Consider the following 14738-nt stretch of genomic DNA (forward strand, 5'->3'; position numbering starts at 1 on the left):
ACCGCCGCGCGGAAGGAGAACGGTCATGCCCACAGATACCAGCCCCTTTCATCCCGGCGAACTGACCGCGCAGCGGCGCGCGGGCGCGCTGGAGGTTGCGGCCTCCGCCGGGCCCTTCATCCGCGATCACATGCCCGGCCAGCACCGTGACTTCTTCGCGGCGCTGCCGTTTCTTGTGCTTGCGGCGGGAGATGCGGAGGGGCGCCCTTGGGTGTCGCTTCTTGAGGGGCCAGAGGGGTTCATCGCCACGCCGGAGGCGCGTCGCCTGATCCTGCACGCCCGCCTTGCGGCGCAGGATCCGCTTGCCGGGGCGCTGCGGGCGGGGGCAGAGATCGGCCTGCTGGGCATCGATCTGGCGAGCCGGCGGCGCAACCGGGTCAACGGGGTCGTCCACAGCACCCGCGACGGCTACGGGATCCATGTCCGCCAGAGCTTTGGCAACTGCCCGCAATACATCCACCCCCGCAGCTGGCACCGCGCCGAGGCGGCCCCGCAGGGCGCGGCGCGGGTCACGGAGCGGCTTGATGCGGCGCAGATCCGCCGGATCGAGGCGGCGGACACGGTCTTCATCGGGTCCGGCCAGTCCTCCGGGGCGGGCCTCGCGACCGATGGCTATGACGCGTCACATCGCGGCGGCGCGCCGGGCTTTGTCCGTGTGGCGGCGGACGGAACGCTGCGCATTCCGGATTACGCGGGCAACCGGTTTTTCAACACGATCGGCAATCTTGTCCGGGATCCGCGTGTGGGCCTGTGTTTTGTCGATTTCGGCACAGGCGGGCTGCTGCAGCTGACCGGGCGCGCCCGCATCGACTGGACCGGGGAGACGAGCCACGATCCGGAGGCGCGGCGGATGATCCTGGTGACGGTCGACCAGGTGATCGACCGCCCCTCCGCGCTTGCGCTGCGCTGGAGCCGCGAGAGCATCGCGCGGCTGCGGCTGAGGGTGATCGACAAGGTGCCGGAGGGTGACGAGATCACCTCTTTCCTGCTGGCCGACGCGGCGGGCGGCAGGCTTGGACGGTTCCGCGCCGGTCAGCACCTGCCGGTGGCGCTCGACGTGCCGGGACAGCCGGGCAAGGTCCGGCGCAGCTATTCGCTGGCCGGAGCGCCCGATGGTGGACCCTACCGCATCGCGGTCAAGCGCACGGCACGGGGTCTGGCCTCGCGTCACCTGCAGGACGCGGTCGGGATCGGCGACGTGATCGAGGCCTCCCCGCCCGCAGGCAGTTTCGTGCTGCCGCAGGGGCGCGACCCGCTGGTGCTGGCCAGCGCCGGTGTCGGGATCACGCCGATGCTGGCCATGCTGCACGAGCTTGCGGCGGAGCAGCCCGACCGCCCGGTCTGGCTGCTGCACGGCACCCGCACCCGCCGCAGCCATGCCTTCGCGACCGAACTGGCCCTGCTGGCAGCCCGCGCGCCCATGCTGCGCATGAGGTTTTTCTACAGCGCGCCGGGTGCGGAGGACCGGCCCGGGCCGAATTGCGATGCCGAAGGGCGGATCACCGCCCGCGACCTGCTTGCCCTGAACCTTGGCGCACGGGCGCGCTATCTGCTCTGCGGGCCGCCCGGCTTTCTGGCCGATCTCCGCTCCGGTCTGGACGCGGGCGGGGTGGCGGCGGAGCATGTCATCACCGAAACCTTCGGCCCCTCGGGCTAGCGCCTGCCCGGATCACACGGGCATGGTGCGGCCAGCGCCGGGCGGGGGCCTGACGGAGCGCACGTTCTGCGGCAGCCGGGGGCCAGCCCCCGGACCCCCGGGATATTTTTGCCAAGAAGAAGCAGCGGGCGGGGGGCGCGATTGCGGGATCACAGCAGAGGAGCGCATGCCGGACATCGTGATGCGGCTCGAAGGGGGCGGGCGGCGCGGCGGGAGCGCTTGACCTGCTCGGTCGGCAGCGCCTGCAGCCAGACAGGGGGGCCTCGTGCCGTGGCCGCTGGCCGGGCGCGGCATCGCGATGGGGGCGCCGCCGCGCCTGTCCAGCGGCTCGACCGGGAGAGGCTCCTCTCCCGCGTCATGCGGACCGGCGGCTGCGGGCAGGATCTGTCGACCGAGCGCCGCCCCGGCCCCGCCATGGTGTCGGAAGCCGTCATGCGGGCGGGGACAGATCTGCGGTGGCCCGGCTGGCGAGGACGCCGGGCGCCGCTGGCTGGCCGCCTCTGGCTGGCCGCCTCTGGCGGCGATGCCCGGCGGGATGCGCTTGGCGCGGATCACATGGGGGCGCGGCGACGTGGCCTGCGCTCCGGATCACACCGCTGACACAGCTGTTCCCCCCGACAGCGGTCTGTTTGCCCGCAGGCTTGGCGCGCGGCCCGAGGCGCCGCTGGCTTTGGCGGAGCATGTCCGGCGCTTTGGCGCGGCGTCTTCTTCCAATGATCTGGACGGCGACCGCATGATCGCCTTCCGCTTTTTGGTAACCGGCGCGCCGCTGCGGATGGAGCTTCAGCTGGAAGGCAGCGTCATCACGCGCCTGCCGCCCGTGGCGCTGGCGGACCCCGCAGCAGAGACGTGCGCCGCTGCCATGCGCCTTGGCAGCGGCCTGAGCCAGGCACCAAGATACCCCTGCGCCGAGGAGATCACCGCCGGGCGTCTGGTCGCGCTTCTGGCCGCGACACCGCCCGCGCGGGGGGGGGCCGCTATATCTCTGCGACCGGCAGCTTTCACCTCGGGTGCGGGTGTTTCCGGACTGGATCGGCACCACCGGCTTTTCGACCCCCCTCGCGAGGGGTCTCTCCCGCTCCGGATCCCCCATGCGCCGCAGCCGTGCAGCCCCGGCGCAACGGGGCGCGGGGCAGCCTTTCCCGCGACGCGGCTGCCGCCTGCGATCACCGCCACCGGGATCCGCCACGGGGGCCCGATCCGTGGCGACGCCGCAGAGGCGGAGGGTTCGCTGCCGGAGGGGAGCGTCACGCGGACCGGAGCCTGGCCGTGGCGGGCCGCCGCCTCTGGCCACGACAGGGCCGAAGCCCTGCCGCGATCAGGAACCGTCGCGATGAGACGCGCGGCGGTCAGGCCGCGTTCTGCGCCCCAAGGGTGGCGATCAGCCGCGTTGCCGTCTGCGCCGAGGAGGCGGGGTTCTGGCCGGTGATCAGCTGACCGTCCTGCACCGTGAACGGCGCCCAGTCGGGCCCGTGGACGAAGCTGCCGCCCTTGGACCTGAGCATGTCCTCGACCAGATAGGGCACGATCTGGGTCAGGCCGACGCCCTCTTCTTCGGAATTGGTGAAGCCGGTGACCTTGCGGCCCCGCACCAGCGGCTCTCCATCCGTGCCTTTCACGTCGCGCAGCACGCCCGGCGCGTGGCAGACCAGACCGACAGGCTTGCCCGCCGCATAAAACGCCTCGATCAGCGCAACCGAATGGGCGTCTTCAGTGAGATCCCAGAGCGGGCCGTGGCCGCCGGGATAAAAGACGGTGTCGTAGTCGGCCTCGTCCAGATCCGACAGCTTGCGCGTCTGCGCCAAGGCTTCTGTCGCTTCGGCATCCGCCTCGAAGCGCCGGGTGTCTTCGGTCTGGGACTCGGGTGCATTGCTGACCGGATCAAGCGGCGGCTGGCCGCCCTTGGGCGAGGCCAGCGTGATCTGAGCCCCCGCATCCTTGAAGATGTAATAGGGCGCGGCCAGCTCTTCGAGCCAGAAGCCGGTCTTGCGACCGGTATCGCCAAGCGTGTCGTGCGAGGTCAGAACCATCAGGACTTTCATGTCTGTCTTCCTTTTTCCGTCATGTCATGGGCGGGGCATGGCGCCCCGGAGGGGGCCCGCGCGGCGGGCCGGGGGGCGGGGCAGCCTGTTGCCCCACCCGGATTTCATGTTTGCAGTAGACCAGTCGTCTAGCTGAAAGACGCCAAGCCGCCCGCGTCGGAGCGGGCCCTGTTCAGCCCAGTCTGGACCGGGTGGCCGCCATTGCCGCCCGCAGCGGCGCGTCATCCCGCGTGATCTTGGCCAGCAGGCTGGCGCCAAGCCACGACTGGTAAAGCTGCGTTGCAATCTCCTGCGGCGCGCCCTGCACCGCCAGCGATCCGTCGGCGATGCCCGCCTCGATCATCTCGGCCAGCCGGGCGGTGATCTGCCCGGTGCCCTCCAGCAGGACGCGGCGCATCGGCTCTGAAAGATCCGACACCTCTGCCGCCAGCTTGACGACAAGGCATTTGCTCTGCGGATCATCCGCCGTCTGCGTCTCTAGCCAATGCGTCCAGTAGGCCGCCAGCCGCTGCGCCCCGGTCAGGCCGGGCCGCGACAGCAGCTCGTCCATGGCCGCCAGATACAGCTCGAAATAGCGTTCAAGCAGCGCCTGACCAAAGGCCTCCTTCGAGCCGAAATAGTGGTAGAACGACCCCTTGGGAACCTCCGCCGCCGTCAGCACCTCGTTCAGGCCGACACCGGAGAAGCCTTTGCCGCTCATGATCTTCTGAGCGGTGGCAAGGATATGCGCGCGCATGTCGGTGGGGGCAGTATCGTCTTTCATGACCGGAGAGATAGGGTGAATTAGACCAGTCGTCTAGGGCTCCGTCCAGAAATTTCCCCACCCGCCCTGCGCTGTCCTGGCGATGGCCCGCAGGCAACAGCACTAGGTCGCCGCCAAGGCTCTGCCGCGCGCGGGGACCAGACCCGCCAGCAGCGCCAGAGCGGCAAAAGCCGGGACGGCGGCCCCGGCCCCAAAGGCGCCAAGAAGGACACCGAAGAGCGGCGCGCCCATCGTCTGGCCAATGGCGATGGTCAGGAACCCGATCATCAGCCCGGTCGCGGGCCGGTCCGGCAGCGCGCGCAGGCCCCAGATCAGGTAGACCCCGGTCAGCATGACATAGGCCGCACCGAAGAGCGCACCCCCAGCCAGCGCCATCGCAGGCGGCGCGCCGCCGGACCCGACCGCAAGGATGCCCGTCGCCATCAGCACAAGAAAGGCGCGGTGGATGCGGTCAAGCCCGAACCGGGTGACAAGACGGCCCGCCCCTGCCCCGGCGAGCCCGCCCGCGCCGATGGCGCTCCACAGCATCGCGGTGCCGGTTGGTCCCCAGCCAAAATGCCGTGCCCCGAGATCGCCGCCGAAGGACCAGAGCGCGGTGCTGGCCGCGCCCATCAGGAAGGAGGCGGCGATCAGGCGGCGGATCCCCGTGCTTAGCGCCGGCAGGCCCCGGGCCGGGCCGCCGCCCCGCGACGCGGGCAGCGCAAGGGCGGTGGCGACCGCGACCATCCCCGCCACGACGGCGAAGGCCGCAAAGGCCATGCGCCAGTGCCCGGCCATGGCCAGCGCGATGGGGCCGGACAGGGCCACCCCCGCGCTTGTGCCCGCATTGATCGTGGTGTTGGTCGCATCGCGGTGCGGCGCGCGGACCGCCGCTGCCACGGCGGCGGCCATGGGCGGCGAGGCAAGGCCGGTGCTGGATCCCGCCACGATCACGGCGGCGGCCAGCAGCTCGGGCGACGGGGCCAGCGCGATCCCCGCCATGCCGCAGGCCGCCACAAGCGCCGCCGCCGTCGCTACGGCGCGGGGCCCCAGCCGTTCGGTCAGCGCGGCGGAGGCGAGGATGGCCGCGCAATAGGCCGCAAAGGACGCGCCCGAGATCACGCCGCCCAGTTCCGGGCCAAGGCCAAGATCGCCATCGATCTGCGGCAGGAACATCCCGAAGGCGAAGCGGGCAAACCCGTAGCAGACCGCGATCAGGCCGAAGCCGGTCGCGCCAAGGCGCAGGGCGGGGCTCATGCCCGGGCCTGCGCGACCAGCACCGCCGCCGCGCTCCGCGCGGCCTCCACCGCCTCGGGGCCCAGCGTGACCGCCGCATGGGTCGCGCCCTCGACCAGAACCAGCACCTGATCGACAAGCAGCGGATCGGGCGCGGCGCCCAGATCCGCCGCGACAATCCCGGCCACGCGCTGCCGGAGCGCGGTCTTGTGCGCCGCGACCGCATCGGCAATCTCGGGCACGGTGCCTCCGGTTTCGGCCCGGCTGCGCAGGAACAGGCAGCCCCGCGCGCCCTCGTCCCGGATCCAGCCGGCAAGCGCCGCAAACAGCGCCTCCACGCTGGAAACCTCGATCTGCCTGAGAAAACGCCGGTCGCGTTCGGCCAGCACCGCCGCCATAAGCTGCGCCTTGCTGCCTGCATGTTTGTAAAGCGTGCGGCTCGACATGCCCGCCGCGCGGGTCAGCTGGTCCATGCCCGTGGCCATGTAGCCATGCCGGTCGAAGAGCCGCTCCGCCGCGTCCACCAGTCGGGGGGTCAGGTTCATCACAACGCTCCTTCGGCATCCTTCCGGGCATATGTAAAACGCTCGTTTTACATTGCAACCCGGCACCGCGGACCAGCGGCGCCTGAAGGGCCGCGACCATCTGGCCGGGAAGGTTTGCCGCCGGGAATGTGCATCAAACTTATCATTGCTGCGCACTTGTGTTTGTCTGCAGCGGAGATAAGTTTGATGCACATGATCCGAGGTGAGTGATGCCCGTCCAGTCCCATTCCCGCGCCGCCCATGTCGCCTATCAGGATCTGCTGCGCCTGCATCTGGAGGACAGCGCGTCAGAGCTCGTCGGCAGCATCGAGGAGCGCAGCCGCAACGGGCGCAGCTATCTTTACGACAAGTTCCGCCTCGGCACCGAGATGAAGAGCCGCTATCTGGGCGAGGGCACGCCGGAGCTGCGCGCAAGGCTGGCGCGGGCGGCCGAGCTGAAGGCGCAGGGTGAGGCGCGCCGCAAGACCATGGCGCGGCTGGCGCGTGTCCTGCGCGCTGAAGGGCTGGTCGCCACCGACCGCGACACCGGATCGCTGCTGCTGGCCTTTGCGCGCGCCGGGGTCTTCCGGCTGGGCGGCACGCTGGTGGGCACCGCCGCCTATGCGCTTTATCAGGGCGAGCTTGGCGTGAGGTTCGGCTCTGACGAGCTGGCACAGACCGGGGACATCGATTTTGCCAGTTTCGAACGGCTGTCGGTCGCACTTGGCGACCGGGTCGAGGAAAATCCCGGCGATATCCTGCAGGCGCTGCGGTTCGATCCGGTGCCGGGCGTGCAGGACCGCCAGATCTGGAAATGGCGGCAGAGCCATGGCACGGCCATGGTCGAATTCCTGACGCCTGCTTTCGGCGATGAACGGGTCAAGCCGCTGCCCGCACTTGGCGTCAGCGCGCAGGCACTGAATTACCTGAACTACCTGATCGCGGAGCCCATTCCGGCGGTCGCGCTCTATCGCTCCGGCATCCTTGTGCAGATCCCCCGCCCCGAACGCTTTGCCATCCACAAGCTGATCGTGGCGGACCGCCGTCACGGCGGCCCCGATCAGGCCAAATCCCGCAAGGACCGCGCACAGGCCGCCTTTCTGATCGCGGTGCTGGCCGAGGACCGCCCCGACGATCTTGCCGACGCCGTGGAGGAGGCGCGGTCGCGCGGACCGCGCTGGCAGCAGCGGCTGGAGGCGAGCCTTGCCCGCATGCCCGACACCGCAGACCTGCTGCGCGGGCTGACCTGATCCCCGCGACCACGTGGCGCAGGCCCTGCGCGCCCGAGGACGCACGACGCGCTTGCGCCAGCCCCGGAGCCGGAGGAAAGTCGCGGCATGACAGCCCCGCCCTTCTCTTACCGACAGGATCCGCAGGTTCCCGCCTTTGACGATGCGGCGCCCGTGGCGGTGATGGATGCCGACTGCGCGCTCTGCAGCTGGGGGGCGCGCCTGATCCACCGGCTTGACCACAGCGGGACCGTGCGGATCTGCCCGGTCCAGACCCCGCTTGGCGCGGCGCTGCTGCGCCATTACGGGCTGAGGCCCGACGATCCGTCAAGCTGGCTGTTCCTTGATGCCGGGGTGGCGCATGTCGATCTTGACGCCGCCCTGCATGCCGCGCGGCGCTTCGGCGGCTGGGGACGGCTGGCCAGCCTGCTGCGGGTGCTGCCGCGACCGGCCCGGGGCTGGCTTTACCGCCGCATCGCGCGCAACCGATATGCGCTGTTTGGACGGGGCGATCTCTGCGCCCTGCCGGATCCTGCCTTTCAGGCGCGCCTGATGCGATGAGGATCCTGCTGCTTGGCGGATATGGCGTGTTTGGCGTCCGGCTGGCGCGGCTGCTGGTCGCCGACGGGCATGATGTCTGCATCGCGGGCCGCAACCTTGACCGGGCGCAGGCCTGCGCGCGCGATCTTGGCTGCCGGGCGATGGGGCTGGACCGCGCGGGCCCGCTTGACGCGGTTGCGGATCATCAGGTGGTCATCGACGCGGCGGGTCCATTCCATGCCTATGGCGCGGATCCCTACCGGCTGGCGCGGGCGGCGCTTGCGGCGGGGGCGCATTACCTTGACCTCTCCGACGATGCCGCCTTCTGCCTTGGCATCTCTGCGCTGGACGGTGAGGCGCGCCGCGCCGGGTGCTGCGTGCTCTCCGGCCTGTCCACGGTCCCTGCCCTGTCCTCGGCGGCGGTGCGGGCGCTGGCCGGGGCCGAGGTGCCGCGGGTGATCGACGAGGCGATCCTGCCCGGCAACCGCGCGCCGCGTGGCCTGTCGGTGATGCAGTCCATCCTGTCCGGGGCCGGGCGCCCGATGCCGGTCTGGCGCGGCCAGCAGTGGGACCGCGTGCCGGGCTGGTCGGAGCCTGCGGATTATGCCCTGCCCGGCGGGCTGATCCGGCAGGGCTGGCAGATCGCGGTGCCGGACCAGCGGCTGTATCCGGCGCATTTCGGCGCCGACACCGTGCGCTTCCGGGCCGGGCTGGAACTGGCGGTGATGCGCTACGGGCTTGCCGCATTTGCGCTGCTGCGGCGACGTGTGCCGGTTCCGGTGACCCGGCCCATGGTGCGGGTGGTCAAGCTGCTGGCCGATGCGCTGGCCCCCTTCGGCAGCGGGCGCGGCGGCATGTCGGTGACGGTCATCACCGACCACGAGACGCGCCGCTGGACCCTGCTGGCCGAAGCGGGCGATGGCCCCTATATCCCCGCCATCGCGGCCCGCGCGCTGCTGCGCCGCCCCACGCTGCCCGCCGGGGCCGGACCGGCGGTGGAGGCGGTGACGCTGGCCGAGGCAGAGGCCGCGATGTCCGATCTTCGGGTGCGCAGCGACCGCAGCGTCACGGCCAATGATCCGCTGTTTCCCCGGGTTCTGGGCGACAGCTTTGCCCTGCTGCCGGAACAGATCCGGCAGACCCACCTGACGCTTGACCGCAGCCGCTGGACGGGACGCTGCGAGGTGCAGCGCGGCACCGGTCTCTGGTCGCGGCTCCTCTGCGCGCTGTTCCGCTTTCCGCCCGCCAGCGCCGATGTCGCGGTCGAGGTCACCAAGACCGTCACGCCGCGCGGAGAGATCTGGCAGCGGCGCTTTGGCGACCGGTGCTTCCGCTCGCATCTTTCCGCCACGTCGGGGCGGCTGCAGGAACGCTTCGGCCCCTTTACCTTCACGATCGGGCTGCAGGTGCGGGACGGCGCGCTCCATTATCCCGTGACCGCCGGGCGGCTGGGGCCGGTGCCGCTGCCGCGCTGGATGCTGCCGGTGTCGGTCGCCCGCGAACATGTCTCTGACGGGCGCTTCCGGTTCGACGTGGAGCTTCTGGCGCCTCTCACCAAACGCCGCATGGTCCGGTATCGCGGCTGGCTCCGCGCCAAGCCGCCCGGCGATCCGACCCGCCCGCCGAGCTAGGCGGAGCAGAGGAAGCCCGCAAACTCCTCCGGATCCGGCATCCGAACCGGCGTCTTGGTGCAGCCAAGCAGGCGGCTGGTCATCCGCTCCTCCAGCTGCAGGCGCTCCTCCAGCAGCGCCCGCCCGCCGGACAGATCCCCCGCCGCGCAGCGCTGGCGCGCCTCGGCCAGCACCACCCAGCGCAGGCGCCACGCGCGCTGCAGCAGATCGACCGTCATTTCCACATCGACCACGTCAAAGACCCCCTGCTCCACCCCGGCGCGCACAAGGGTGCGCATCAGGGGCGTGGCGCGGCGCTGCGCCTCCTGTTCCAGCTTCAGCAGGATGGGTTCGTTGCCTTCGCGCAGCGCGATGCGGATGACCCCCATGATCTGGTCGGCATGGGCCAGTTCCCACCGCGCGGTGGCGGCCAGAAAGGTGGTGAACCGTGCCACCGGCCCGCCCTCGCTGCGCTCGTAAACCGCCTGCCCGGCGGCAGTGCTGGCATCGGCCAGCCGCATCAGCACCGCCGCCAGCACATCCTCCTTGGAGGTGAAGTGATGATAGAATCCGCCCTTGGAGATCCCCGCCGCCTCGTGGATCTGCGCCACCGTCACGTCTTCCCACGGATGGGTGGCGATCAGGCCGGTTGCCACGTCAAGGATGACGGTCTTGCGGTCCTTGGCGGACATTCTGGAACGCTTCGCAGTCACGTTTCCGTTCTCCCTGACCGGTGGCCTTGATTACCGACCGACCGTCGGTATGTAAAGGCGCAGGCCAGAGGGCGCGATCACACCTCCATGAGCAAGGGGAACCAGCATGACCGACCATCCCGCCCCCGCGGCACAAACCGAGCCGCTGCGCTTTGAGACCGATCGCGGCGCGTCCCGGTCGATCTGGATCGCGGTTGCGCTGGTGGTGGCGCTGATCGGCTGGATGGGCAGCGGCATCATCTTTCCCGGCGAGGCCCCTGCCGCGGAAACCGCCGCCGAGGATCCGCCGCCGCCTTCGGTCATGGTCACCCGCTCTGCCGCCGAACCCGTGACGCTCAGCTTCCGGGCCGAGGGTCAGGCGCTGCCCGACCGTGATACCGATGTCATCGCCGAAACCGCCGGAACGGTGATCGAGATGCCCTTCGCCAAGGGCGACCGGGTGGCGCCGGGCGATCTGCTGGCCCGGCTGAACTCCTCCCGCGCCGAGGCGGCGCTGGCGCAGGCCCGGGCGCAGCGGCTGAATGCGCAGCGCGAATTCGACAATGCCACGCAGCTGTTTGACCGGGGCGTTGCCACCCGGGACCGTCTGTCAGAGGCCCGCGCCGCCCTTGCCACCGCCGAGGCCGATGTGGCCAGCGCCGAGGAGGCGATGGAAAACCTTGTGGTCGAGGCGCCTTTTGCGGGGCGGATCGAAACCCTGCCCGCCAGTCAGGGTGAATATGTGCAGTCGGGCTCCACCATTGCCCGCATCGTCGACAATGATCCGCTGACCGTCGCCATTCAGGTGCCGCAGCAGGCGCTGAGCCGGATCAGCGAAGGCCAGACCGCGCAGGTCAATTTCATCACCGGCCAGACCCGCGAGGGCCGCGTCAGCTTTGTCGGTGCCGCCGCCGCCTCTGAAACGCGGACCTTTCTGACCGAGATCGAGGTCACCAATCCCGGCGGCGAGATTCCGGCGGGGATTTCGGCGCAGGTCACCATCCCCACCGGCGACGCCACGGCGCATCGGGTCACGCCCTCGATCATCTCGCTGGACGAAAGCGGGCAGCTTGGCGTCAAGACCGTGGAGGACGGGCATGTCGCCTTTTACCCCATCGAGATCGTGAAGACCGAGATCGACAGCGTCTGGGTCACCGGGCTGGTGGAACAGGCCGAGATCATCACCGTCGGGCAGGGCTTCGTGCGCGATGGCGAAGAGGTGCGCAGCCAGCACGCCGAAGGCGAGACGCAGGAAGACACCGAAAGCAGCGCGATCCCGCAGGCGCTGGCGGAGGATCAGCCGTGAACGCGCTGATCGACGCCGCCTTTTCCCGGGGCCGCGCGGTGATGATCCTGCTGGCGATCATCCTGACCGTCGGCGCCGTCGCCTATATCGCCATCCCCAAAGAGGCCAATCCCGAGGTGCCGCTGCCCTTGGTCTATGTCAGCACCACGCTGGACGGCATCAGCCCCTCCGATGCCGAACGGCTGCTGATCGAGCCGATGGAGGCCGAATTCGGCGCCATCGAAGGGCTGGAGCAGATGTCTGCCGAGGCGACCGAGGGCTTTGCCAGCGTGCAGCTGGAATTTGCCGCAGGCGGCGACATTGACGAGGCGCTCGACAAGGTGCGCGAGGCGGCGGACACGGTGCAGCCCGATCTGCCCGCCGATGCGACCACGCTCAACGTCACCGAAATCAACACCGCCCTTTTCCCGATCATCACGGCGGTCCTGTCCGGGCCGCTGCCCGAACGCACGCTCAACGACATCGCCGAAGAGGTGCAGGACCGGCTCGAGGCGCTGCCCGGCGTGCTGGAGGTGGATATCGGCGGCGCGCGCGAGGAATTCCTCGAGGTGCTGATCGACCCCACGGTGTTCCAGACCTACAATCTCAGCTTCGAAAGCCTGACCAGCCAGCTTCAGCGCAACAACCAGCTGATCGCGGCGGGCGCCATCGAGACCGGCGGCGGGCGCATCGTGCTGAAGGTGCCGGGCCTGATCGAGGATCTGGCCGATGTGATGGCGATGCCGGTGAAGGTGGACGGCACCACCGTCGTCACCTTTGGCGATGTCGCCACCGTGCGCCGGACCTTCGAGGATCCGACCGGCTATGCCCGCATCGACGGCCAGCCGTCGCTGGCGCTGGAGGTCACCAAGCGGTCGGGCGCCAACATCATCGACACGGTGGCCCAGACCAAGCAGGTCATCGAAGAGATGAGCGGCGACTGGCCGGACAGCCTGCGCGTGACCTATCTGCAGGACCAGTCCGAACAGGTGAAGACGCTGCTGTCGGATCTGGAGGCCAATGTGATGGCCGCGATCATGCTGGTGATGGTCGTGATCGTCTTTGCGCTTGGCCTGCGGTCGGCGGTGCTGGTGGGCCTGTCGATCCCCGGCGCCTTCCTTGCCGGGGTGGCGGTGATCTGGGCCATGGGATTCACCATGAACATCGTCGTGCTCTTTGCGCTGATCCTTGTGGTCGGCATGCTGGTGGACGGCGCCATCGTCACGGTGGAGCTGGCCGACCGGCGCCTGCAGGAAGGCGACAGCCCGCGCGACGCCTATGCCCATGCCGCCAAGCGCATGGCATGGCCGATCATCGCCTCCACCGCCACCACGCTGTCGGTGTTCTTTCCGCTGCTGTTCTGGACCGGGCTCATCGGCCAGTTCATGAAATACCTGCCCATCACCGTGATCCTGACGTTGGGGGCCTCGCTTTTTATGGCGCTGATCTTCATTCCGGTGATCGGCGGCATGATCGGGCGCAACCAGCCGCGCACCGCTGCCGCCAAATCCGCGCTGCAGGCCGCAGAACGCGGCGATCCGCGGACCATCGGCGGGCTGACCGGCGCCTATGTGCGGCTGCTGGAACGCGCGCTGCTGCGGCCATGGACCACGGTGGTGCTGGCGCTGGCGCTGCTCTTGGGGGGCTTTGCGCTTTACGGCCAGTTCGGGCGCGGCATCTCGTTCTTCCCGTCGATCGAACCGGAATTCATGCAGGTGCAGGTGCGCGCCCGCGACAACCTGTCAATCTATGAACGCGACGATCTGGTGCGGCAGGTCGAGGACCGGCTGATCGGCACCGGCGGCATCCAGAGCATTTATGCCCGTTCCACCATGAGCGCGGGCGGCGGCGACGAGGATGTGATCGGCACGATCCAGCTTGATCTGGTCGACTGGCAGACCCGCCGCCCCGCCGCAGAGATCGGCGCGGAAATCCGCAACAAGATGGCCGATATCGCGGGCATAGACGTGCAGGTGGAAACCGAAAGCGGCGGCCCCTCCAGCGGCAAGCCGGTGAACCTGCGCGTCTCGACCCAGGATTTTACCCAGCAGGGCGCTGCGGTGGACACGGTGCTGGCCACGATGGAGCGGATCGGCGGCTTTACCGATGTCACCGACACCCGCCCCCTGCCCGGCGTCGAAGTCGCGATCAATGTCGACCGCGCCGAGGCGGCGCGCTTTGGCGCCGATGTCAGCCTTCTGGGTCAGGCGGTGCAGCTGCTGACGCAGGGCGTGACCGTGACCGATTACCGCCCGCCGGATGCCGATGGCGAACTTGACGTGCGGGTGCGGTTTCCCAATGACTCGCGCTCGCTGGCGGAGTTGACCAACCTGCGCGTGCCCACCTCGGCGGGGCTGGTCCCCATCTCCAACTTCGTGACCTTCGAACCGGTGGAGCGGGTCGGGGTGATCCGGCGCATCGACGAACGCCGCGTCACCACGATCGAGGCCAATGTCGCCTCCGGGCTGCTGGTCAACGATCAGGTCACTGCGCTGCGCAGCGCGCTGGATCAGGCCGACCTGCCCGACAGCGCCAGCTACGAATTCGCGGGCGAGGCGGAGGACCAGCAGGAATCGATGATCTTCCTCGCCGCAGCCTTCGTGGCCGCCATCGGCCTGATGTTCCTGATCCTCGTGGTGCAGTTCAACAGCTTCTACCAGTCCTTCGTGGTGATGAGCGCGATCATCTTTTCCATCGGCGGCGTGCTGCTGGGGCTCATCGTCACCGGGCGGCCCTTCGGGGTGGTGATGGGGGGCGTGGGCGTCATCGCGCTGGCGGGGATCGTGGTGAACAACAACATCGTGCTGATCGATGCCTATAACGACCTGCGCAAGACGGGCCTGTCGCCGATGGAGGCGGCGGTGCGGACCGGGGCACAGCGCCTGCGGCCCGTGGTGCTGACCTCCGTCACCACGGCGCTTGGGCTCATGCCCATGGTGCTGGGCATGAACATCGATTTCATCGGGCGGGAGATCCTGTTCGGCGCGCCTTCGACCCAGTACTGGACCGAACTTTCCAGCGCGATTGCGGGCGGGCTGATCATCGCGACGGTGCTGACGCTGGTGGTGACCCCCGCCATGCTGATGCTGCGCGAAAAGCCGGAGGCGCGGGCCCTGCCCACCCCCGTGTCCTGAGGCGGGATCTGGACGCTGGAACAACGCCGCCCCGGGCCGGTTCATGG

At 69.5% G+C, this 14738-nt stretch carries 11 protein-coding genes; 6 read left to right on the top strand and 5 right to left on the bottom strand.

All coding sequences use genetic code 11. From position 1 onward, the window contains the following. The first annotated feature begins 25 nt into the window (after nucleotides 1-25). Nucleotides 26-1657, top strand: a complete 1632-nt coding sequence (locus VK682_RS08570; protein WP_230795524.1) for a pyridoxamine 5'-phosphate oxidase family protein — start codon at nucleotides 26-28, stop codon at nucleotides 1655-1657. 1349 nt (nucleotides 1658-3006) lie between these two features. Here the strand turns inward: VK682_RS08570 and VK682_RS08575 are convergent. The 4 genes from VK682_RS08575 to VK682_RS08590 form a co-directional block, all read right to left on the bottom strand. Continuing rightward, entirely contained in the window at nucleotides 3007-3699 is a 693-nt protein-coding gene (locus VK682_RS08575; protein ID WP_230795525.1) for a type 1 glutamine amidotransferase domain-containing protein, read from the bottom strand. Between the two features lie 172 nt (nucleotides 3700-3871). Continuing rightward, nucleotides 3872-4462, bottom strand: coding sequence for a TetR/AcrR family transcriptional regulator (locus VK682_RS08580; RefSeq protein WP_230795526.1), 591 nt, complete (start codon nucleotides 4460-4462; stop codon nucleotides 3872-3874). Between the two features lie 102 nt (nucleotides 4463-4564). Then, entirely contained in the window at nucleotides 4565-5698 is a 1134-nt protein-coding gene (locus VK682_RS08585; protein ID WP_230795528.1) for an MFS transporter, read from the bottom strand. Next, nucleotides 5695-6222 carry a TetR/AcrR family transcriptional regulator gene (locus VK682_RS08590; RefSeq protein WP_230795530.1) on the bottom strand — a complete coding sequence of 176 codons (528 nt, stop codon included), beginning with the start codon at nucleotides 6220-6222 and terminating at the stop codon, nucleotides 5695-5697. The genes VK682_RS08585 and VK682_RS08590 overlap by 4 nt, the downstream gene beginning before the upstream one ends. Before the next feature lie 209 nt (nucleotides 6223-6431). Here VK682_RS08590 and VK682_RS08595 point away from each other — a divergent pair, with 209 nt between their 5' ends. From VK682_RS08595 to VK682_RS08605, 3 genes are all read left to right on the top strand, one after another. Continuing rightward, entirely contained in the window at nucleotides 6432-7451 is a 1020-nt protein-coding gene (locus VK682_RS08595; protein WP_230795531.1) for a nucleotidyltransferase family protein, read from the top strand. A gap of 87 nt (nucleotides 7452-7538) precedes the next feature. Continuing rightward, nucleotides 7539-7991 (top strand): thiol-disulfide oxidoreductase DCC family protein, encoded by a 453-nt coding sequence (locus VK682_RS08600; protein WP_230795532.1) that lies wholly within the window; start codon nucleotides 7539-7541, stop codon nucleotides 7989-7991. After that, nucleotides 7988-9601 carry a saccharopine dehydrogenase family protein gene (locus VK682_RS08605; protein WP_324781678.1) on the top strand — a complete coding sequence of 538 codons (1614 nt, stop codon included), beginning with the start codon at nucleotides 7988-7990 and terminating at the stop codon, nucleotides 9599-9601. Before VK682_RS08600 ends, VK682_RS08605 begins: the two co-directional genes overlap by 4 nt. On the opposite strand, the gene VK682_RS08610 is transcribed toward VK682_RS08605, so the two are convergent. Beyond that, a complete protein-coding gene (locus tag VK682_RS08610; protein ID WP_230795534.1) occupies nucleotides 9598-10272 on the bottom strand; it encodes a TetR/AcrR family transcriptional regulator in 675 nt (224 codons plus the stop codon). The two genes, VK682_RS08605 and VK682_RS08610, sit on opposite strands and share 4 nt — an antisense overlap. Nucleotides 10273-10399: 127 nt before the next feature. Here VK682_RS08610 and VK682_RS08615 point away from each other — a divergent pair, with 127 nt between their 5' ends. Continuing rightward, nucleotides 10400-11578, top strand: a complete 1179-nt coding sequence (locus VK682_RS08615; protein ID WP_230795535.1) for an efflux RND transporter periplasmic adaptor subunit — start codon at nucleotides 10400-10402, stop codon at nucleotides 11576-11578. Then, on the top strand, nucleotides 11575-14691 hold the full coding sequence (locus tag VK682_RS08620; protein WP_230795536.1) for an efflux RND transporter permease subunit: 3117 nt from the start codon (nucleotides 11575-11577) through the stop codon (nucleotides 14689-14691). The genes VK682_RS08615 and VK682_RS08620 overlap by 4 nt, the downstream gene beginning before the upstream one ends. Nucleotides 14692-14738 lie beyond the last annotated feature (47 nt).

It is taken from the genome of Salipiger marinus (genome assembly GCF_035481585.1).
Classification (GTDB): Bacteria; Pseudomonadota; Alphaproteobacteria; order Rhodobacterales; family Rhodobacteraceae; genus Salipiger; species Salipiger marinus.